Here is an 18,970-nt window from a genome sequence, read left to right on the forward strand (position 1 = left end):
GGATTGTTGCAGACTACACAAATTTTACTTGTTTTCATCGCGCATTACCTGCGGCCAAATATTTTCATAACCTTTTTGATAGATAGCTTGCATAGAATCATTACTTGAAGTGACTTGATACGTTGAATTGACGATCCGGAAGCACGCCCGGTGTGGTGAGGGTGGCGAACACTTGGCTTCGCCGTTCCGTTGCAGTGCAATATGCGGAGCGGTGCTCCGTCCAATAATGCATGGAATTCGATTGAAGCGCGCGCAGGGAACTCGCGCCTCAAGCTGGGGGATATTTTGTTCAAGATCGCCAAAGCCAATCTTGCCGCACCTTTCGCTCCAGGATCATTGGAGTTCGGCGGACATGATCCTGATCTTCTGGCGCAGTTCTGCGTCTCCGAAGCGTGGACCGGCGATTTATCGAGCGGCGTCATCAAGCTTGGTCAATGGAGCACCATGCTGCACGGGTTGACCTCGTCCGAATGCGGGCTGTTGAGCCTGATGCATTGCTACGATGCCCATGACCGCGCCCGCATCCTCGACCTATTCGAGCAGGCGGCAACCGCGTCTTCCTCTTTCTGCTACTCCACCACTGCGTTCGGCGTCGGCGGGCATCGCCAACCGATCTTCTGCGTCGGCGAATCGATCGGCATGGAAGGAAAACACGCCGGCAGCATGATCGGCATGTTCCTGTTTCCGCGTTTCAAACTCGAGCCGGGCAGCCAATTGGCGAGTCGGCAATAGCGCCGTGAACGCAAAAGGCCGATCCTTTCGGACCGGCCTTGCATCGCACGCAGGAACGCTCGATATCAATCCCGCTTCGGAATATTCAGCCCGCGCTGGCTCGCCGGGCGGGCAATGGCACGTTCGAGCCAATCCATGACCGAGGGGAAGCTTGCGAAATCGAGAACTTCCCGGCCGCCATAGAAGACGTCGACGCCGCGGACCCACGGGAAGGTGGCGATGTCGGCGATGGTGTATTCGTCGCCCATGATCCACTGGCGGCCCTTCAGCCGGCTTTCCAGGACGCTCAGCAGGCGCTTGGACTCATCGCGATAGCGCTCCACCGGATAGGAGTTGTTGGCAACCTTGTCGGCGGCGAATTTGAAGAAGTGGCCGAACTGTCCGAACATCGGACCAATACCGGCCATCTGGAAGAACACCCACTGCAATGTTTCGTAGCGCCCGGCAGCGTCCTTCGGCATCAGCTTGCCGGCTTTTTCGGCGAGATAGACGAGGATGGCGCCGGATTCGAACAGGCCGATCGGTTTGCCCTCGGGGCCATTGGGATCGATGATCGCGGGGATGCGGCCGTTCGGGTTCAGCGTGACGAATTCCGGCGACTTCTGGTCGTTCGTCCCGAAGGAAACCAGATGCGCTTCATAGGGAAGACCGAGTTCTTCGAGCGCGATCGAAATTTTGACGCCATTCGGCGTCGGCAGCGAATAGAGCTGGATGATATCCGGGTTGCTGGCGGGCCAGCGCTTGGTAATCGGGAAAGTGGACAGTTCGGCCATCGGGCTTCCTTCTGAAGATCATGATTTGGCGAATAAATTCGCGCCAACATAGCCGATATAGAGCGCATGAAAAGAGCGCGGCTTACGAGATATTGTTCAACAATTGTGAACTAATTGTACGCTGTTGTTTATCTTTCCAATCTCCTCAAAATCGCGAATAACGGCTGGCAGCAAATGCCACTCACGGCACCACACCTTCACTGGAGACCGTCATGTCCAATACCAATAACATCATCATTCTCGTGGCGCGCATCCTGCTCGCTTTCATGTTCATCTTCGCCGGCTTCGGCAAGCTCACCGATCCGTCGGGTACCGCAGGCATGATCGCAGGCGCCGGCATGCCGGCTGCCACGCTTCTCACCTACCTCGCAGGCACGTTCGAATTCGTCACCGGCGTCTGCGTCCTCGTTGGCTTCCAGATCCGCATCGTCGGCTGGCTGCTCGCACTGTTCTGCATTTTCACGGGCGTCGTCTTCCATCTGCCGACCGTCAACGTTCCGGATTTCCCGGCCGCCGCCAATGGCTGGATCAACGGCCTGAACTTCGTCAACTTCCTGAAGAACGTCACGCTCGCCGGCGCTTACGTCATGCTCGCCACCAACGGCCCGGGCGTTTATTCGGTCGACGTACGCCGCGGCGCCTACGCAGCCGCCTAATTGCCCAAAACCTCCCGAGCAGAAGAATGCCCGCCGTGTCCCACGGCGGGTTTTTTGCGTCGTCAAACAGATCAAGAAGTTTCAGAGCGCGGCGCGCACGGCGGCAATGATGCGCTGAACCAAAGGATCGCCCTCGTGGCTTTCCTTGCGCGCGCGGACGAGGCAAGCCTCGGAGCGCAGGATAACCCCGTCCGACAGAACCTTCAGATGGTTTGCCTTCAGCGTCGAACCTGTCGAGGTGATGTCGACGATAATGTCCGCCGAGCCGGCGGCAGGCGCACCCTCCGTTGCACCGAGGCTTTCGACGATGCGATAGAGCTGAATGCCGTGCTGGCTGGAGAAGAACTGCTGGGTCAGCCGCCAATATTTGGTGGCGATCGCCAGCCTGCGGCCGCGCCGTGCCCGGAAGTCGGCAGCTACGTCCCCGAGATCGGCCATAGTATCGACATCAAGCCAGATATCCGGCACGGCAACCACGACATCGGCGTGGCCGAAGCCGAGGCGGGCGCAGAAGTCGACGCGGCGATCGGCCTCCGCCATGCCCTCGCGCACGAGATCCTCACCGGTAACACCGAAATCGACGCTGCCATTGCCGATCTCGCGCGAGATTTCCGACGCCGACAGAAAAGCAATTTCAACATTGTCCCAGCCTTCGACACGGCCGCGATAGGAGCGGTCATTGCCGACAGCAATGATGGGCATGCCGGCGCGCGTGAAGACATCGGTGCAATCGTCCTTCATCCGGCCCTTGGAAGGAAGCGCAATCGTGATGGTCATCAGGCTGCCCTCGCGGTTTCGATGCGATCGAGCCACAGCGCGAAGCCGACAGCCGGGATATGGTCTTTTGCGCCGAGCAGCGTCAGCAGCTGGTCGAAACGGCCGCCGCCGACCAGTACCTCAGTCGAACCTTGCACCATCACTTCGAAGGTGAGGCCGGTATAGTAGTCGAGCGGGCGGCCGAAAGCTGCGCGATACTCGATCTGCGCCGAATCGATGCCGGCACCAGCGAGCGCTGCGACACGGGCGTCAAAGCGCTCAAGCGCCGCGCCAAGCTTCAGCCCAGCCGCGTTGGCAAAACCGGCAAGCGCAGAAGAGGCGCCCGTGAGCGGCAGACTGAGCGACAGGAATTCTTCCAATACGCTGAAGGCGGCATTGTCGAGATGGGTTGTCGACAACACCAATTTTTCCCGCAGACGACGCGCAATCTCCAGTGGCGAGCGGCTGGCATTGGTGGAATAGCCGGTTGCCTGCATGGTGTTGTCGATGTGATCCACCAACCCCTGTTCATCGCCGCGCGCTAGAAAATCGACCACATAGCGATCGAGGCCGACGACCGGCTGCGGGCTTGCGAGCCGCGCCAGCAGGGTTTCGAGCTGCGTCAGGTTGCCGAAGGCGTGGATCAGACGCTTCTGCCAGCCGGACGGCAGACCGAGTGCCTGGACGACCGCCTCGAACACCGCCTGATCGCCGAGGGTGACCGACAACGGCTTGCCGGGGAGCAGCCGGTTCAGGATGCCGATGGCGTCGCCAATGGCGCGGGAATCAGCTCTGGCGATATCGCGATCGCCGAGGTCCTCTATCCCCGCCTGATAGAATTCATTGCCGCCTTCACGACGCTGACGAAAGATTTCCCCGAGATAGGAATAGCGCTTCGGCGTGCCGGTGGCGGTTTCGATATGGCGCAGACAAACCGGGATCGTGAATTCCGGACGCAGGCAAAGGCTGGCGCCGGTTTCGCTTTCGGTCATGAAGATGCGGCGACGTAGATCCTCGCCGGCCATATCGAGAAAGGGCTCGGCCGGCTGGATAATGGGCGTATCGACCCGTTCTGTCCCGCGGGCGGCAAATTCGGTAAGAAGATCGTCAGCGAAAGCTGGGAGGTTGATCAGGGGCATCAGCCCGCCCTCTTCCGGTCTTCCGCCTGCGCATCCAGTATTGCCTTGACCTTGGCCACCAGATCGGCTTCGGGCACAGTCTCCTGGGCGACGCGGGCTTCGCGCCAGCTGGCGTTGTCCTCGATTTCACCCGACAGGCGCTTGCCCTCGATCAGATCCTTCAGCTGAACGACACCCTGGGCGCGCTCATCGCCACCCTGGATGATGGCGATCGGGCAGCCGCGGCGGTCGGCATATTTCAGCTGGTTGCCGAACTTCTTCCAATTGCCCTGGAACATCTCGGCGCGAATGCCGGCGGCGCGCAATTGCTGGGTAAAGCGCTGATAGCGGCCCATGGCCTCGACGTCGCCATCCATGACGGTGACGAGCACGGGCGCGATCACCTCATCCTGGCCGAGCTTGCCGAGGTTCTTCAAGGCTGTCATCAGGCGCGACACGCCGATGGAGAAACCGGTGGCCGGGACCGGCTGGCCCATGAAGCGCGAGACGAGCCCGTCATAGCGGCCGCCGCCGCCGACAGAGCCGAAAACGACCTTTTCGCCCTTCTCGTTGGTGACGTCGAACAGCAGCTCGGCTTCGTAAACCGGGCCTGTGTAATATTCTAGGCCGCGCACGACGGACGGATCGATCTTGATGCGGTCGGAATGATAACCGGCGCTGGTGACCAGCGAGCCGATCAGGTTCAGCTCCTCGACGCCTTCGCTGCCGTTGGATGTGCCGGCGACAAGCTCTGCCAGCCGGACAGCACTTTCGGCATAATCCTTGATGCCGACGAAGAAGAGCACCTTCTCGATCTGATCCGCGTTGAGGCCTGCACCCTTGGTGAAGTCGCCGGACTCGTCCTTGCGACCCGGCCCCAGCAGCAGCGACACCCCTTCCGGGCCAAACTTATCCAGCTTGTCGATGGCGCGCAGCACGTTCAACCGCTGGGCAGCCTTGTCCTCGCCGCCGAGGCCGATCGCTTCCAGAACACCGTCGAGGACCTTGCGGTTGTTGACGCGGATCACATAGTCACCGCGCTTGATTCCGAGCGCTTCCAGCGTATCGGCCATCATCATGCACATTTCCGCATCGGCCTGCACGCCCGGCGCACCGACCGTATCGGCGTCGAACTGCATGAACTGGCGGAAGCGGCCGGGGCCTGGCTTCTCGTTACGGAAGACGTAACCCGCGCGGTAAGTGCGGTAGGGAAGCTGGATCTCGTTGAAATTCTCGGCGACATGACGGGCAAGCGGCGCCGTCAGGTCGTAGCGCAACGACATCCACTGCTCGTCATCATCCTGCAGCGAAAACACGCCCTCGTTCGGGCGATCGCTATCGGGCAGGAATTTGCCGAGCGCATCGGTATATTCGAACAGCGGCGTCTCGACGGGATCGAAACCATAATGCTCGTACACGGCCCGGATCTTGGCGGTCATTTCGTTGACGGCGCGAATATCGCTCGCCGAACGATCGACAAAGCCACGCGGCAAGCGGGCCTTGAGCTTCTGCGGTTTCTTCTGTTTTTCGCTCATTTGCAGGATAATCCGGTACGGGAACAGTGGCGGTTAACTAGCGGATAGCGCGGGATGCGGCAAGGATTGTGTATATTGTCGTTTGACAAAACTGACAGTGACCGACAGACGCAGCAGAACGGGACGTGCAAGCCATGCCCTACGCAATCAGCCTGAAATGCACCAACAACACGGCGATGCCCGTCCGCGATCTCTGGCGGCAAGCCAGCGCCTTCGAAACCGTGCCATCGATGCAGGGTTTGAATTACCCTCCGCATCTGACCTTTGCCATCTACGAAAACATCTCGCCCGACCGTCTCTGCAAAGCAGTTCGCAAGGCTTTTCATGACATTCCGGCGATTTCCGTGGAGTTCTCGGGCATCCGTCACTTCCGGAACGATGTGCTGGTGCTTTGGGCGCGTCCAGTCGATGACAGTCTTTTGCGGCGGTCCCATCAGGCCATTCATCAGGAAATCGATCCCATCCAATGTCATGAGCATTACCGCCCCGATCATTGGCAACCTCATTGCACGATCGCCATGAACGTTCCGAGGTCATCGGTAGAGGACGCACTGAAATGGGCAGCGGTAACGCCGGCAAGATTTACCGTGACTTTCGATGCGGTCGATTGCGTAAGATCTCCGCCCGTCGAAATCCTGAGCGAGGTCAAATTGGCGCCTCGATATGCTGCCAGCAGTCGCTGAGTGCAAATTCCGCTTGCCTTTTGCGACCATGAATTTAGTTTTTTGCTCATGCGCTTCTTCGCGATCCTGACAATGCTGATTGCCTGGCTTTTCTACGGTGCCATGCCGGCGCTGGCGAATTGCCCTATCTGCACTTCAGAGATCGCGATGCCGGTTGCCTCCACCTCGGGCATGCATGAGGCGATGCCCGGCATGGCCATGGATCATGGTTCGATGGCCATGCATGCCAACAGTTCGGCCCTCGACAAGCGATCGGACAATCCCTGCGCCGACGGCATGGCGCATGTGCCCTCCTGCGCCGCCTGCCTCGCGGTCGCGCCATTGCTTGCAGCGGACGACGGCAAGGCGCTGGCATTCTCCTATCCGGCGCCGGCGCATGGTCAGCGGCTTGCGGATTCCCGTCCCGCGCCGACAGCGCCCCCTCCCCGTTTCGCCTGACACGCGTCTGACTTCTTCCAACTTGCGAAGCGATGCTTCGCCAGAAACTCAGATACCGTTCCGAAACGGAAGGAATTTACATGCCTATTTCAAAATCCACTATCCTCGCCGGCGCTTTTGCGCTCACCCTCGCCATCCCCGCCCTCGCCCAGGATATGTCCGGCATGGATATGGGCAAGCCGATGGGCGACCAGGGCGCATCCAGCAAGGCTTACAACGATGCCATGGGCAAGATGCACAAGGATATGACGATCAACTACAGTGGCGATGCCGATGCGGATTTTGCCCGTAGTATGATCCCGCACCATCAGGGCGCGATCGACATGGCGAAGATCGAGCTCAAATACGGCAAGGATCCCGAACTGCGCAAATTGGCGAAAGCCGTCATTACCGCGCAGGAGGCTGAGATCAAGGAAATGAACGCCTGGCTGAAGAAGCACGGCAAGTAGTTTATCAGACAATGGGAGGCGGCTCCGTGCCGCCTCTCTCATTGCTCAAGATGCTGACGGCGGAATACCGCATCCAGCCAGTCGGAAACGGCTCGAATACGAACGAGGTGGCGAAGCTCGGCGTGCACGAGGAGCCATATCTCACGCACTGGCGGATTTCTGTCGCCGCTGTCGACGCGACAGAGGCCATCGGCCTTTTCGGCCAAGATTTTCGGCAGGAGCGAGCGCCCCAACCCGGCGGCGGCAGCCTGAAGCAGAGATTCAGCATCGTTGACGACGAGCGAGCTGAAACGGCCGGATTTTTCCGCCTGCGCTGATATCCAGCGGGCGTGCGGCAGATGCAGCATTGCATCTTCGTAAACGATCCAAGGCAATCCCTCGGCCTGCTTTGCCTGGGCGATGGCGACGTAAACGGCGTAGTCCAGCGTGGCAATCCGCCTCGCGACGACCCTGCCGTTCGCCATATCGGCCGGCCTCGCGAGACGCAGCGCCATGTCAGCCTCGCGCCTGGTCAGGTTGAAATTGCGGGCGTCGCCGATGAGTTCGACCTGCAGGCCGGAATGCTCGGCCAGAAGACGGGGCATGGCCGGAATCAGCAGCCGATTGATAAGGGATGGGGCCGCCGTGAGGCGCACCTTGCCGAGCGCCATCGGATCGGCCGCATCCAGAGCGCCGGATAGTGCGGCGACTTCTGTCTCAATCGCCTCGGCCCTCGCCACGGTGATCTCGCCAATTGGCGTGGGCAACATCATGCCGTCGGCGTCGCGTAGGAACAGCTCAGTGCCGAGGCGCTGCTCCAAGATGCGCAGGCGCCGGCCAACCGTCGTCGCGTCCGTGCCAAGCGCCCTCCCTGCTGCAGCGAAGGAGTGCCCTCGAGCCAGAGCAAGGACGCAGCGCAGATCGTTCCAATCGATATCGTGCAATTTTGCAGCTCCTGCCGGCAAACTTACCGCATGTAGCCGCACTTATGCAGCCATAGACTGGATGAGTGCAACAAGGAGGCAATAATGAAACTTTTCGCGGTTCTGTTTGAGGACGATCGGCAAAACGCCGCCGTCATACGCAAGGAATATCTGGAGCGACACTTCGCTTTTCTGGAAGCGAATGCCGCTGCCATCCGGGCGGCCGGGCCGCTCAGTCGGCAGGACGACGCCTTCGCCGGCGGCCTATGGCTTGTCGAAGCGAAGAACGCAGACGAGGTTGACCGGCTGGTGAAAGAAGACCCTTTCTGGTCGGCGGGTTTGCGCAAATCGGTGCAGATCCTGACTTGGAGCCAGGTATTTGCCGATGGTTCCCGCCGCATATAATGGCGATGCGACGGGTCGCCCCATTACTCCATCATCTGCGGCAGGCGCTCGGCCAGCAGGTCGATGACAGCGCGCATCTTCAGCGAGAGCTGCGGCATCTGCGGCCAAACCGCATAGACATTGACAGCGCGGCTGGACACATCCTTCAGCGCCAGCATGAGCGTGCCGGCAGACACGTAATCGCGTACCAGCCAGCAGGGCAGCCATGCGATCCCCATTCCCGATGCCGCCGCGTCGGCAAGGACTTCCAGATCATCGAAGCGCAGACGCGTTTCCGGAAAATATTCGACGGCCGTGCCGTTCTCCTGCAGGAAGACCCACTTCTTCGTCTCGCCTGATCTCGCATAGACAATCAGGTCGTGGGCGTCGAGGTCGCCAATGGTTCGCGGCGCACCTCTCGCGGCAAGATAATCCGGCGACGCGCAGAGCGTCATGCGATGGAAGGCGATTTTGCGGGCGGCAAGGCCTGCTTCATCGCGCAGCACGCCGTTGCGAATGGCAAGATCGAATCCCTCGTCGAAGAGATCTATGACACGATCGCTAAATGAAAGATCCAGTTCGAGCTTGGGGTGCATGCGAGCCAATTCCAGCAGCAGCGGTGCGGCACAGCGGCGGCCGAAAAGCACGGGCATGGAGATGCGCAGGCGTCCGGTGACCTCTCGCTTGCCCGATTCCAGCATGGCTTCGCCGGATTGGATCTCGTCCAGCGCCCGGCGGCAGCGCTCGTAAAAGGCCTGGCCTTCATCCGTCAGACTTTGCATGCGGGTGGTGCGGTGAAACAGGCGAGTGTTCAGACGCCTCTCCAGCCTCGCGATCGTCTTGCCGATCGCCGAGCGCGACAGATTCATGCGCGCCGCCGCAGCCGAAAAGCCGCCGGCCTCGACCGCCTCGACGAATTCCGGAATGCCGTTGAGCATGTCATTCATGATGATTGCTTCCTCATAGGAACCAGTTAGCGGAAATAATATCGCCACTGGCGACATGGAAGCAACGATATAGTGACTCCATTGCTTTCAATTCCTCTCAGGAGACCATGATGACGAAGACCATGAAGCGCTGGACGCTCGAGACGATAGCCGTCGGCGCCCCCTTGAACCTCACGGAAACGGCGGTTCCGACGCCTGCACGCGGCGAAGTCCTAGTTCGGGTCAAGGCCGTTTCGCTGAACTATCGCGACAAGCTCGTTCGCGAGACCGGCATGGGTCTGCCGATCCAGTTTCCCCTCGTGCCGGCCTCCGACATGGCGGGCGTGGTCGAAGCGCTGGGGGACGGAGTCACCAGATTTTCCGTCGGCGATCGGGTCATCTCTACCTTCCATCCCGGCTGGATCGACGACAAGCCGCTCGGCGATGCTCGCAATCCTCCCTACAAGACATTTGGGGGCTTTTATCCCGTGTGCTCTCCGAATATATCGCTGTGCCGCAGGATTGGCTCGTCTCGGCACCCAAGAGCCTTGGTGACGCCGAGGCAAGCACGCTGCCCTGCGCCGGCCTGACGGCATGGTTCGCGCTGGTGGAGCGCGGCAAGATCAAGCCCGGTGACAGCGTGTTGGTGCAGGGAACGGGCGGCGTGGCGCTGTTCGGCCTACAGATCGCCGCCGCACAAGGAGCCGAGGTATTCGTGACCTCATCGGGGCCCGAGAAGCTCGCACGGGCAAAGGCGCTCGGCGCCCATCACGGCATTGACCGCAATAAAAGCGACTGGGTGGAAGAAGTCTATCGCATCACCAACGATCGCGGCATCGACCATATCATTGAAATCGCCGGCGGACCGAACTTCGGTCAATCTCTGAAGGCGGTGACGCCTCATGGCCGGATTTCCGTCATCGGCGTGCTCGAAGGCTTCGACATCTCCAGTCCGGCAGCGCCTCTACTGTTGAAATCGCCGGTCGTGCAAGGCATCGGCGTCGGCCATCGCCGCGCGCTCGAAGATTTCGTGCGTGCGGTCGACAGCATCGGCCTGAAGCCCGTCATCGACCACCGCTATGCTTTCGGCGAAGTGCCGGCAGCTTTCGATCATCTCGATCGCGGCCCCTTCGGCAAGATCGTCATCGAGCTGTGATTGCCGCCGGGCCGCCGCGAGGGGTGGCGGCCCAACCTTCGCAGGATATCAGACTTTCGGTTCGAACGGCTCCGGCCGGCGTGCGGCACCCTGGCGCGGGATCATCCAGCCGGGATATTCGGCTGCGAGCGCGCTAACCTCGTCGAGTTTGGCGAGATCGTCTGCATCCAGCTTCAGTTTGACGGCGGCCAGATTCTGATCGAGCTGATCGAGACGCTTGGCGCCAATGATGATGCTGGTGACGAATGGCTTTGCCAGGATCCAGGCGAGCGCCACGGTCGCGACACTCGCGCCGTGTTTCTCGGCCACTTCGCGCATGGCAGCGACGCAGGCCCAGGCGCGGTCCTTGTCGACGGGCGGGAAGTCGAAGCTGGCGCGGCGTCCTTCGCCGTTGACGGGCGCACCAGGGCCGAACTTGCCGGAAAGAAGACCGCCGGCGAGCGGCGACCAGACCATCAGGCCGAGCTTCTCTTCCGCCATCAACGGCACGATTTCGCGCTCCAGATCACGGCCGGCGATGGAATAATAGGCCTGCACCGTTTCGAAGCGGGCAAAGCCGCGGCGTTCGGAAATGCCGAGCGCCTTGGCGATGCGCCAGGCCTGCCAGTTGGAAACGCCGACATAGCGGACCAACCCGCGGGAAACGAGATCGTCGAGCGCACGCAGGGTTTCATCGATCGGCGTCACCGAATCGGTGGCGTGGATCTGATACAGGTCGATGTGATCGGTCTGCAACCGCTCGAGGCTGGCTTGAACCGAATCCATGATATGGCCGCGCGACGCGCCGCGGTCGTTGGGTTTGTCGCCCGTGACGCCGTAGACCTTGGTGGCGATGACGACGTCCTTGCGCGGCACACCGACATTCTTCAGCGCCTGGCCGAGCAGCTTTTCCGAATTCCCGATGGAATAGACGTCAGCGGTGTCGATGAAGTTGACGCCGGCGGCGAGCGAGCTTTCGACGATCTTGTCAGCCATCGCCTGGTCGACATCGGCGATGGCGCCCCAGGTGTTGTTGGGATTGGCTTCGCCGAAGGTCATCGTCCCCAGGCAAAGTTCAGAGACGAACATGCCGGTATTGCCGAGTTGGTTGTAACGCATGTGAAGAGATCCCTTGTGATCCGCCGGAAGGCGGCTTCCGGCCGGTGAATTCTTATCTCTTGGCTATTGGCCTCGGCATGACAGCCGCTTATCCGCGCTGCCTTGGGAGGTCCGGAGAAGGTCATCGAGGAGCGGTCTTGGTGCCGCTCTCATCGAGACAACATCGACATAATGCACTGGAATCCGATTTCAACGCGATACCCGGCGCCGATCACGATGCAGTTACCGGCGCGTTGCTCTTGCCACCGCTTCGACACGCGGTAGACTCTCGCGTCCATGCAATTCGCAGGGTCAAGGATTTCCATGACGCAACGCCTTTTGACCACGATCGGCTTCGACGCCGACGACACGCTCTGGCAGAATGAACAATTCTATCGCCTGACCGAACAGCAGTTCACCGAACTGCTGGCAGACCATGCCGAGAGCGAGACCATTTCCCGAGGACTGCTGGAAGCAGAGAGGCGCAATTTGCGCCACTACGGCTTCGGCATCAAAGGCTTTACACTTTCGATGATCGAGACGGCGATCGAGATCACGCAGGGCGAGGTGCCGACGACGGTGATCGCGCAAATTCTCGACATCGGCCGCGATCTGCTCGCCCATCCCGTCGAAACGCTTCCCCACGTCCGGGAGACGCTGGAGGCTTTGGCGCGCAATTATCTGCTGGTACTGATCACCAAGGGCGATCTTTTCGATCAGGAGCGCAAGCTCGCGCAATCCGGCCTCGGCGATTTCTTCGATGCCGTCGAAATCGTCTCCGACAAGAATGCTTCCACCTACCGCCGCATCTTCTCGAAAGTCGGCGGCGGGCCTGAGCGGGCGATGATGGTCGGCAACTCGCTAAAGTCAGACATCGTGCCGGCTCTCGCCGCCGGAAGTTTCGGCGTGTTCGTGCCGCACGAACTCACCTGGGCCTTGGAACATGTCGACGAACCGACGGAGGCGCCACGCTTTCGGAAGATCGGACATCTCGGGGAATTGCGGGGCGTGATCGAGGGGCTGGGCTAATAGTCCCTCACTGCCCCTGTTTTGCCTTCGGTGGAAACAACGAGGGCGCTTGATTCGCCGGCTGGTTCTGATCTTGGCCTGCAGGCTGCTGTGTGGCCGGTGGGTTGGGATCGATGAGGATTTCGTAAGGTGCGCCGCGGCCACGGCGGCGGGTGACGCGGGAGTAATAGGGCTTGATCAGCCAGGTCGTGTCCTCATTGACGGTGACATCGGCGGTCATGCCGTCCTCGTCAGTGCCGAAGAAGGACTCGTCGTCGTTCGAGGAGAGATTGAAGATCGCCATATAGGCGTATTTGCTCTTCGAATTGAAGGTGACCCGGACGCGCTGGCCCTTCTTGAGCGGCAGCGTGTAGACCTTGCCCTTGCCGAACTTTGTCCAGCCTGACAATTTTTCCACCACCGCCGGGAAACCGAGCTTTTCTACGGTCTCGCCGCGGTCGAGTTCCGGTAGCGCCGTCTGCTGGGCGCCCTGGGTGCTGTCATCGGTCTGGGTATCCTGCGCATGGGCCGCCTGACCGCCCGCCAGGGCGAATGCCAGCAGAGAAAAAGCAAGCATCAGGCGTTTCATGGCCGTACCAATGCTTCGCGCATCGCCTCCACCTCTTTCCGGCAATAGCAGCCTTCGATGTGATCGTTGACGAGGCCCATGGCCTGCATGAAGGCATAGACTGTGGTGGGGCCGACGAAAGTCCAGCCGCGCTTCTTCAGATCCTTCGAGATTCGCACGGAAGCCGGCGTCGTCGGATTGGCGGCGATGGTCGGATAATCGACAAAGACCGGACGCTCGGCGGCTGCCGGCTCATGGCCCCAGAAATAGCGCGCCAGCGAGCCGAATTCCTGGCGCAACTCGATGGCGTGGCGGGCGTTGTTGATGGTGGAGACGATCTTGCCGCGATGGCGGATGATGCCGGCGTCACCCAAGCAGCGTTCGATATCGGCCTCGTCGAACTCGGCCACCTTCTCGAAATCGAAACCGGCAAAGGCGGCGCGGAAATTCTCGCGCTTGCGCAGGATCGTCAGCCAGGACAGGCCGGATTGAAAACCTTCCAGGCAGATTTTTTCGAAAAGCCTGATGTCGTCGATGACCGGCCGGCCCCATTCCTCATCGTGATAACGCTGATATTCCGGCAGATTGCCGTGCCAGAAGCAGCGGTCCTTGCCATCTTCACCGGTGATTATGCCCGTTCCGGCCATTTTTGCAGTTCGTCCTCAATTTCAGAGCGTGATCCCGAAAACTGGCAGGCAGTTATCGAATAAGATCAGGTCAATCAAATAGTTAAGATCGAGAGGACGATTCGAAGGCAAGTCATCCCGACTAAGGTTTACCACTTGCAAACCGTCTTTCCAAACCAAGTAGTAACCCTGACAAAGGTTTATCGGCTTCGCGGCATTTTGATGAATAGATGTTTACCATTCGCTGGCGCGCAAGTGGCACCATATTCGCGAGCGGGCGCAATTACGCCCATCCTCGGCCCATTTGTAGAGAGTTTGTCCGATGATGAAACAATGCTTTTTATTCGCTGCGGGCGTTTTGAGCCTGCTGGCGTCCAACGCCGCCGCCGACGACCGTTACCAGTCGCGCCCACCTGTCATCGTCAGCCCCGACCTGACTGCTCCCTGGGTGATGCAGCTCGGCGGCGCCAATGTGCAGCCGGCGGTCTATGCCACTCGCCCTGTCGTGCGCCAGGCCGTCAACCCAAACCCGATGAACAATCCGACAGATAGCCAGGCGGTCAATCCGCCGGTCCAGCGGGTAATCCAGCCGCGCGGCCTGTTTGCACGTCCCATCGTGCAGCCGGTCGCTGTTGTCCGGCCGCAATATCCAGCAATCCGCGGCCAACTCGACCCGCAATTCCTGCCGCAGATCGTCGACTACCAGACCAAGGAAAAGCCCGGCACCGTCGTCATCGATACCAACAATCGCTTCCTCTACCTGGTGATGGACGGCGGCAAGGCGCGGCGTTACGGCGTCGGCGTGGGCAAACCCGGCTTCGAATGGGCCGGCGCCCATACCGTCACCCGCAAGCAGGAATGGCCCGATTGGACGCCGCCATCGGAAATGCTGGCGCGCGAAGCCGCCAAGGGGCACTACCTGCCGGCCCATATGGAAGGCGGCGAAGCCAATCCGCTCGGCGCCCGCGCCATGTATCTCGGCTCGACCCTCTACCGCATCCACGGCACGAACGCGCCCTGGACGATCGGCAATGCCGTATCCTCCGGCTGCATCCGTCTGCGCAATGAAGACGTCATCGATCTCTACAATCGTGTAAAAGTCGGGACACGCGTAATAGTAATGTGATTGCTACCAAGATTGCTGCGCACGACACGATCGGGCGCAGCAATCCTATTGTAAGCATTGACATAACTCGACAATAACGCGGCTTCCGACGCCAGAGCCGGCTGCTGCTCCATCGGCTCGATCCTTCTCAGCCGCGATTTCATCTTGATCCTCTCGCAAGTTTCGTTAGTTTCCTGCTCGGTAAATCGAGAGGGGAATGACAGATGAAATCAATACTACCGGTCGTGGCGGCGGCGGGCATTGCTATGTCGTGCCTCATGGCGGCATCGAGTGCCGCAGCCTTCAGCGCCTCAGCACCTCATGTCGAGCAAGCGACACGGACCGACGTGATCCGCGTGGCGACCGAGCCACAGGGACAGGTCAAGCCACAGTTCCAGCGGCGGGTTGTGCGGCTGGTGACCAACGAGGCGCCAGGCACGATCATCATCGATACCAACAACAAATATCTTTACCTCGTCGAAGGCGACGACCGTGCACGGCGCTACGGCATCGGTGTTGGCCGCGAGGGCTTCGGCTGGTCGGGTGTCGTCAAGGTCGGCCGCAAGGCGGAATGGCCCGGTTGGACGCCGCCGCCGGAGATGCGCGTCCGCGAGGCCAAGAAAGGCCACAAGCTGCCCGCCTATCAGGAAGGCGGCGAAGACAACCCGCTCGGCGCCCGCGCCATGTACCTCTATCGCAATGGCAACGACACGGCGTTTCGCATCCACGGCACCAACCAGCCCTGGAGCATCGGCCTGAACATGTCGTCCGGCTGTATCCGCATGATGAACAAAGATGTCATCGATCTCTATGATCGCGCGCCGGTCGGCACCAAGGTCATCGTCGTCGGGCCCGGCAACAAGCAGGGCGAGGTCAGCTTTGACGATCGCGGCATCGACCTGTTGCGGACGATGTTCGGCAGCTAACTAGCGAGCCGGCGAAACGGCCCGGTGGGGCCGTTTCGAACGACGATGAGCCTGCGAATTCGATATCAGCTACGACAACCGCTTGCAATTCTGCCGCGAATATAACCGGATGATTGACGCGACCCCGGACAGGTTCGCGGTCGGTGAGCGCGGAGTCGATTCCGGAACAGGATGTCCTCTTTCTTCGCGTGGACCGAGTCGCCGCGCACAAAATATGCGGCCTCGGCGCACCTGCCCGGCAACATCAACTGTGGCACAGTTGTAACATTCCCAAATTTATCGTGTTTTGCGCTGGGGAAACCGCCCTTTTTATTCAGTTTCGTGTCAGCTTCCCTACCTAAGCCTTACCGAAGTGGGGTATAACGCAATAGAACTGTCATAGAAGCACGCTTAGATAGCGACACTTTGCCATTCGGGGATTTTACATGCATCGTGCATTTCGCATCAAGCAGCCGGCGCTCGCCGCGCTTGCAATTTCCGCTTTTGTCTTTGGCGCTAGCTCGGCCTCGGCAGAAATGCAGTTTTCGGCTTACGGCGGCTTCCAGGGCGCCACCGGAAACAACGTCAAGACGTCGGATGGCGCCGATTTCGATCCGAATTGGTCTGGCAAATCCTTCAAGATGCCGCCCTATTTCGGCTTTCGCGGCATCTGGTGGCTGGACCAGTTCAACGAGTCGAACTGGGGTGTCTCACTCGATTACACCCATGCCAAGGTCTATGGCGATCTCGGCAACACGCCCGGCTGGTCGCACTTCGAGTTCACCGACGGCCTTAACATGCTGACGCTCAATGCGCTCTATCGCTTCCAGGATCCGAGCCGCAAGTGGACGCCCTATGTCGGCCTCGGCGCCGGTATCAACGTGCCGCACGTGGAAGTAACCCGTGCTTCCGGCCGCACCTTTGACTACGAGTTCGGCGGCGCGTCGCTGCAGGCGCAGGCCGGTATCAGCTATCAGTTCAGCAAGCACTGGGCGACTTTCGTCGAATATAAGGGCAACTACAACTTCGTGGACGTCCCGATCGATAGCGGCGCTAACCTGAAGACCAATGTCTTCACCAATGCCATCAATTTCGGCGTGTCGTTCAACTTCTAAGAGACGCAGCCATTATTCTAACCGAAACCCCTAAATCGGTTCCGATTTGGGGGTTTTCGTGTTAGCAGTAGCTGCATGAGCTTTTCCTATTACCGATGCGACTGGATCCATCCGGAAAGTGGGGATCCCGTCATAATCTATTATGAGGTTGACGCCGACGGAGAGGTGCCGCGGCTTGTCGACGTGTTTGCCGACGGCCGACGGGAATGTGTGTCCGTTGCCGATGTTTCCGGCCGAAACCGCGAGATGGCGGGCATCAGCAGTCTTGTCGAAGGCTCGTTCTATGACAGCGTGCGCAATGTCGTGGACGGCCTATTCATCTGTGAAGGCCAGGAGCGGATAAGCCTGACGCTCACCAGCGCCGAAAAGTTCGAGATTGAATGGCTGGGGCCGACCGGGGGGCACTAACCCCTCCAATGCCGACGGCAAGGCCAACCTCGGCCTCTGGCTCATGGGTGCCGGCGCCCTTCCCGTTTCTATGAGTTCGAACGGGCGCCGGCATCCTGCCGATGAGTGCTGCCGTTTCCGAGGGCCTCCTAGCCTGCCACCTGCTTGAGCCCCTTCAGCTTGGCTGGCATGTCCCCGCCATGAGCCCAATCCAACAATTCGATCGTGTGCAGGATCGGCATATCGGTTCCCGTCGCGATCTGCGTGATGCAGCCGATGTTGCCGGTCGCGATAATATCGGCTTTCGTCGCCTCAAGGTTCTTAACTTTGCGCGCCTTCAGCTGACCGGAGATTTCCGACTGCATGATGTTGTAGGTGCCCGCCGAGCCGCAGCAGAGATGCCCCTCGGCCGGATCGCGTACGGTGAACCCCGCTGCCTTCAGCAGCTGTTTCGGCGCCATGGTGATTCGCTGGCCGTGCTGCATCGAGCAGGCGGAATGATAGGCCACGGTGATGCCGCGCGGCATATGCGAGGGCAGATCGAGGCCAGCTAGATATTCGGTAATGTCCTTGGCGAGCGCCGAGATCCTTGCCGCCTTGTCCGCATAGGCCGGGTCGAGCCGCAGAATGTGGCCGTAGTCCTTGATCGTCGTGCCGCAACCGGACGCCGTAATGATGATCGCGTCGAGCCCGCCTGCTCCGATCTCGCGCATCCACACGTCGATATTGGCGCGCGCGCTGGCCAGCGCTTGTTCCTCTCGCCCCATATGATGCACCAGCGAACCGCAACAGACTTCGCCCTCCGGCACCACTACTTCGACGCCGAGACGGGTGAGGAGCCGGATGGTTGCCTCGTTGATGCCGGGGTCGAGCACCGGCTGGGCGCAACCGGTCAGGATCGCCACGCGCGCCCGTCGCTCCGCCTGCGGCTGATACCGTCCGGGCTTCGCGAAAGGCGATGGCGCGGGAATGACGCGCGGCGCGAGATTGAGCATGGCAACGAAGGGGTTCAACGCCGGAATGCGCTTCATCAAGCCCGCGAACGGTCGCCCAAGGCGCGCAAGGTTGAGCGCGAAGCGGAAGCGGCCGGGATAGGGAAGTACCACGGCCAGCAGGTTGCGCGTTAACCGGTCCATCAGCGGCCGCTTGTATGTCTCCTCGATATGGATGCGGGCGTGATCGACCAGATGCATATAGTCGACGCCCGATGGACAGGTAGTCACGCAGGCAAGGCAGGAGAGGCAGCGATCGATATGTGTCACCACCTCGGTATCGGCGGGCCTGCCGTTTTCCAGCATGTCTTTGATGAGATAGATGCGGCCGCGCGGGCTGTCGAGCTCGTTGCCGAGCGTCACATAGGTCGGACAGGTGGCGGTGCAAAAACCGCAATGCACGCATTTGCGCAGGATCGCTTCGGATTCGGCGACATGCGGATCGGCAAGTTGGGCGGGGGTGAAGTTGGTTTGCATTTAGGTATGTCTCCGTCCGGGCAAGACCCGGCCCCTCATCCGGCCTGTCGACCACTTTCTCCCCGTCCCGACGGGGAGAAGGGGATAGACGCACCCCCCGATATCCCTCGACTTCGATCGGATCGCAAGGTCACCACAAACGAGGGCGTCCCCTCTTCCCCACGGGGAGAGGGCTAGGGTGAGCGGGTCCTGAGCAAAAAAT

At 60.3% G+C, this 18,970-nt stretch carries 21 protein-coding genes and 1 pseudogene; 12 read left to right on the plus strand and 10 right to left on the minus strand.

The window, feature by feature from the left end:
* Positions 1-285: 285 nt before the first annotated feature.
* Positions 286-732, plus strand: coding sequence for a hypothetical protein (locus PY649_RS28110; RefSeq protein WP_285872178.1), 447 nt, complete (start codon positions 286-288; stop codon positions 730-732).
* A 65-nt stretch (positions 733-797) separates the two neighbouring features.
* Here PY649_RS28110 and PY649_RS28115 read toward each other — a convergent pair whose 3' ends face one another.
* Complete coding sequence (locus PY649_RS28115; RefSeq protein WP_285872179.1) at positions 798-1,505, minus strand: glutathione binding-like protein; 708 nt, start codon at positions 1,503-1,505, stop codon at positions 798-800.
* Positions 1,506-1,717: 212 nt separating this feature from the next.
* Between PY649_RS28115 and PY649_RS28120 the strand changes: the two genes are divergently transcribed.
* On the plus strand, positions 1,718-2,161 hold the full coding sequence (locus PY649_RS28120) for a DoxX family protein (protein WP_285872180.1): 444 nt from the start codon (positions 1,718-1,720) through the stop codon (positions 2,159-2,161).
* Between the two features lie 81 nt (positions 2,162-2,242).
* Here the strand turns inward: PY649_RS28120 and hisG are convergent, their stop codons facing one another.
* Genes hisG through hisS form a run of 3 tightly spaced genes read right to left on the minus strand, consistent with a single transcriptional unit; the run spans position 2,243 to position 5,570 of the window.
* Positions 2,243-2,938 (minus strand): ATP phosphoribosyltransferase, encoded by a 696-nt coding sequence (hisG, locus tag PY649_RS28125; protein WP_285872181.1) that lies wholly within the window; start codon positions 2,936-2,938, stop codon positions 2,243-2,245.
* Entirely contained in the window at positions 2,938-4,056 is a 1,119-nt protein-coding gene (locus PY649_RS28130; protein ID WP_285872182.1) for an ATP phosphoribosyltransferase regulatory subunit, read from the minus strand. Before PY649_RS28130 ends, hisG begins: the two co-directional genes overlap by 1 nt.
* Positions 4,056-5,570 (minus strand): histidine--tRNA ligase, encoded by a 1,515-nt coding sequence (hisS, locus tag PY649_RS28135; RefSeq protein WP_285872183.1) that lies wholly within the window; start codon positions 5,568-5,570, stop codon positions 4,056-4,058. The genes PY649_RS28130 and hisS overlap by 1 nt, the downstream gene beginning before the upstream one ends.
* 134 nt (positions 5,571-5,704) lie before the next feature.
* Between hisS and PY649_RS28140 the strand changes: the two genes are divergently transcribed.
* The 3 genes from PY649_RS28140 to copM all read left to right on the plus strand — a co-directional run bounded on the left by PY649_RS28140 (position 5,705) and on the right by copM (position 7,140).
* Positions 5,705-6,253, plus strand: a complete 549-nt coding sequence (locus PY649_RS28140) for a 2'-5' RNA ligase family protein (protein ID WP_285872184.1) — start codon at positions 5,705-5,707, stop codon at positions 6,251-6,253.
* A 48-nt stretch (positions 6,254-6,301) separates the two neighbouring features.
* Positions 6,302-6,691 (plus strand): hypothetical protein, encoded by a 390-nt coding sequence (locus tag PY649_RS28145; protein ID WP_285872185.1) that lies wholly within the window; start codon positions 6,302-6,304, stop codon positions 6,689-6,691.
* Between the two features lie 80 nt (positions 6,692-6,771).
* The gene (copM, locus tag PY649_RS28150) at positions 6,772-7,140 is read left to right on the plus strand and encodes a CopM family metallochaperone (RefSeq protein ID WP_285872186.1); all 369 of its coding nucleotides are present in this window, start codon (positions 6,772-6,774) and stop codon (positions 7,138-7,140) included.
* Between the two features lie 38 nt (positions 7,141-7,178).
* Here copM and PY649_RS28155 read toward each other — a convergent pair whose 3' ends face one another.
* Positions 7,179-8,063, minus strand: coding sequence for a LysR family transcriptional regulator (locus PY649_RS28155; RefSeq protein WP_285872187.1), 885 nt, complete (start codon positions 8,061-8,063; stop codon positions 7,179-7,181).
* A gap of 84 nt (positions 8,064-8,147) precedes the next feature.
* On the opposite strand from PY649_RS28155, the gene PY649_RS28160 reads away from it, so the two are divergent.
* Positions 8,148-8,447, plus strand: coding sequence for a YciI family protein (locus PY649_RS28160; RefSeq protein ID WP_285872188.1), 300 nt, complete (start codon positions 8,148-8,150; stop codon positions 8,445-8,447).
* 23 nt (positions 8,448-8,470) lie between these two features.
* On the opposite strand, the gene PY649_RS28165 is transcribed toward PY649_RS28160, so the two are convergent.
* Positions 8,471-9,373 carry a LysR family transcriptional regulator gene (locus PY649_RS28165; protein ID WP_285872189.1) on the minus strand — a complete coding sequence of 301 codons (903 nt, stop codon included), beginning with the start codon at positions 9,371-9,373 and terminating at the stop codon, positions 8,471-8,473.
* A gap of 110 nt (positions 9,374-9,483) precedes the next feature.
* Between PY649_RS28165 and PY649_RS28170 the strand changes: the two are divergent.
* Positions 9,484-10,508 (plus strand): annotated as a pseudogene (locus tag PY649_RS28170) (zinc-dependent alcohol dehydrogenase family protein).
* A 48-nt stretch (positions 10,509-10,556) separates the two neighbouring features.
* Here PY649_RS28170 and PY649_RS28175 read toward each other — a convergent pair.
* On the minus strand, positions 10,557-11,606 hold the full coding sequence (locus PY649_RS28175; RefSeq protein ID WP_285872190.1) for an aldo/keto reductase: 1,050 nt from the start codon (positions 11,604-11,606) through the stop codon (positions 10,557-10,559).
* Positions 11,607-11,909: 303 nt separating this feature from the next.
* Between PY649_RS28175 and PY649_RS28180 the strand changes: the two genes are divergently transcribed.
* A complete protein-coding gene (locus PY649_RS28180) occupies positions 11,910-12,614 on the plus strand; it encodes an HAD family hydrolase (protein ID WP_285872191.1) in 705 nt (234 codons plus the stop codon).
* 7 nt (positions 12,615-12,621) lie between these two features.
* On the opposite strand, the gene PY649_RS28185 is transcribed toward PY649_RS28180, so the two are convergent.
* Together PY649_RS28185 and PY649_RS28190 are read right to left on the minus strand one after the other, a co-directional pair.
* On the minus strand, positions 12,622-13,182 hold the full coding sequence (locus tag PY649_RS28185; protein ID WP_285872192.1) for a hypothetical protein: 561 nt from the start codon (positions 13,180-13,182) through the stop codon (positions 12,622-12,624).
* Entirely contained in the window at positions 13,179-13,808 is a 630-nt protein-coding gene (locus PY649_RS28190) for a DNA-3-methyladenine glycosylase I (RefSeq protein WP_285872193.1), read from the minus strand. Before PY649_RS28190 ends, PY649_RS28185 begins: the two co-directional genes overlap by 4 nt.
* A gap of 301 nt (positions 13,809-14,109) precedes the next feature.
* On the opposite strand from PY649_RS28190, the gene PY649_RS28195 reads away from it, so the two are divergent.
* The 4 genes from PY649_RS28195 to PY649_RS28210 all read left to right on the plus strand — a co-directional run bounded on the left by PY649_RS28195 (position 14,110) and on the right by PY649_RS28210 (position 17,320).
* On the plus strand, positions 14,110-14,913 hold the full coding sequence (locus PY649_RS28195) for a L,D-transpeptidase (RefSeq protein WP_285872194.1): 804 nt from the start codon (positions 14,110-14,112) through the stop codon (positions 14,911-14,913).
* 203 nt (positions 14,914-15,116) lie between these two features.
* On the plus strand, positions 15,117-15,818 hold the full coding sequence (locus PY649_RS28200) for a L,D-transpeptidase (RefSeq protein WP_285872195.1): 702 nt from the start codon (positions 15,117-15,119) through the stop codon (positions 15,816-15,818).
* Positions 15,819-16,243: 425 nt separating this feature from the next.
* Complete coding sequence (locus PY649_RS28205) at positions 16,244-16,912, plus strand: outer membrane protein (RefSeq protein WP_285872196.1); 669 nt, start codon at positions 16,244-16,246, stop codon at positions 16,910-16,912.
* Positions 16,913-16,987: 75 nt separating this feature from the next.
* Positions 16,988-17,320: a DUF6881 domain-containing protein gene (locus PY649_RS28210; protein WP_285872198.1), complete on the plus strand. Its 333-nt coding sequence runs from the start codon at positions 16,988-16,990 to the stop codon at positions 17,318-17,320.
* Between the two features lie 128 nt (positions 17,321-17,448).
* Here the strand turns inward: PY649_RS28210 and glcF are convergent, their stop codons facing one another.
* A complete protein-coding gene (glcF, locus tag PY649_RS28215) occupies positions 17,449-18,768 on the minus strand; it encodes a glycolate oxidase subunit GlcF (RefSeq protein WP_285872200.1) in 1,320 nt (439 codons plus the stop codon).
* Positions 18,769-18,970 lie beyond the last annotated feature (202 nt).

Source organism: Rhizobium mayense (assembly GCF_030272705.1).
GTDB lineage: Bacteria > Pseudomonadota > Alphaproteobacteria > Rhizobiales > Rhizobiaceae > Rhizobium > Rhizobium mayense.

What these genes read in the sequence shown, in the direction of transcription:
- PY649_RS28115 (WP_285872179.1), bottom strand. Translation starts at nt 1,505, where the DNA reads ATGGCCGAACTGTCCACTTTCCCGATTACCAAGCGCTGGCCCGCCAGC.
- PY649_RS28120 (WP_285872180.1), top strand. Translation starts at nt 1,718, where the DNA reads ATGTCCAATACCAATAACATCATCATTCTCGTGGCGCGCATCCTGCTC.
- hisG (WP_285872181.1), bottom strand. Translation starts at nt 2,938, where the DNA reads ATGACCATCACGATTGCGCTTCCTTCCAAGGGCCGGATGAAGGACGAT.
- PY649_RS28130 (WP_285872182.1), bottom strand. Translation starts at nt 4,056, where the DNA reads ATGCCCCTGATCAACCTCCCAGCTTTCGCTGACGATCTTCTTACCGAA.
- hisS (WP_285872183.1), bottom strand. Translation starts at nt 5,570, where the DNA reads ATGAGCGAAAAACAGAAGAAACCGCAGAAGCTCAAGGCCCGCTTGCCG.
- PY649_RS28140 (WP_285872184.1), top strand. Translation starts at nt 5,705, where the DNA reads ATGCCCTACGCAATCAGCCTGAAATGCACCAACAACACGGCGATGCCC.
- PY649_RS28145 (WP_285872185.1), top strand. Translation starts at nt 6,302, where the DNA reads ATGCGCTTCTTCGCGATCCTGACAATGCTGATTGCCTGGCTTTTCTAC.
- copM (WP_285872186.1), top strand. Translation starts at nt 6,772, where the DNA reads ATGCCTATTTCAAAATCCACTATCCTCGCCGGCGCTTTTGCGCTCACC.
- PY649_RS28160 (WP_285872188.1), top strand. Translation starts at nt 8,148, where the DNA reads ATGAAACTTTTCGCGGTTCTGTTTGAGGACGATCGGCAAAACGCCGCC.
- PY649_RS28165 (WP_285872189.1), bottom strand. Translation starts at nt 9,373, where the DNA reads ATGAATGACATGCTCAACGGCATTCCGGAATTCGTCGAGGCGGTCGAG.
- PY649_RS28175 (WP_285872190.1), bottom strand. Translation starts at nt 11,606, where the DNA reads ATGCGTTACAACCAACTCGGCAATACCGGCATGTTCGTCTCTGAACTT.
- PY649_RS28180 (WP_285872191.1), top strand. Translation starts at nt 11,910, where the DNA reads ATGACGCAACGCCTTTTGACCACGATCGGCTTCGACGCCGACGACACG.
- PY649_RS28185 (WP_285872192.1), bottom strand. Translation starts at nt 13,182, where the DNA reads ATGAAACGCCTGATGCTTGCTTTTTCTCTGCTGGCATTCGCCCTGGCG.
- PY649_RS28190 (WP_285872193.1), bottom strand. Translation starts at nt 13,808, where the DNA reads ATGGCCGGAACGGGCATAATCACCGGTGAAGATGGCAAGGACCGCTGC.
- PY649_RS28195 (WP_285872194.1), top strand. Translation starts at nt 14,110, where the DNA reads ATGATGAAACAATGCTTTTTATTCGCTGCGGGCGTTTTGAGCCTGCTG.
- PY649_RS28200 (WP_285872195.1), top strand. Translation starts at nt 15,117, where the DNA reads ATGAAATCAATACTACCGGTCGTGGCGGCGGCGGGCATTGCTATGTCG.
- PY649_RS28205 (WP_285872196.1), top strand. Translation starts at nt 16,244, where the DNA reads ATGCATCGTGCATTTCGCATCAAGCAGCCGGCGCTCGCCGCGCTTGCA.
- PY649_RS28210 (WP_285872198.1), top strand. Translation starts at nt 16,988, where the DNA reads ATGAGCTTTTCCTATTACCGATGCGACTGGATCCATCCGGAAAGTGGG.
- glcF (WP_285872200.1), bottom strand. Translation starts at nt 18,768, where the DNA reads ATGCAAACCAACTTCACCCCCGCCCAACTTGCCGATCCGCATGTCGCC.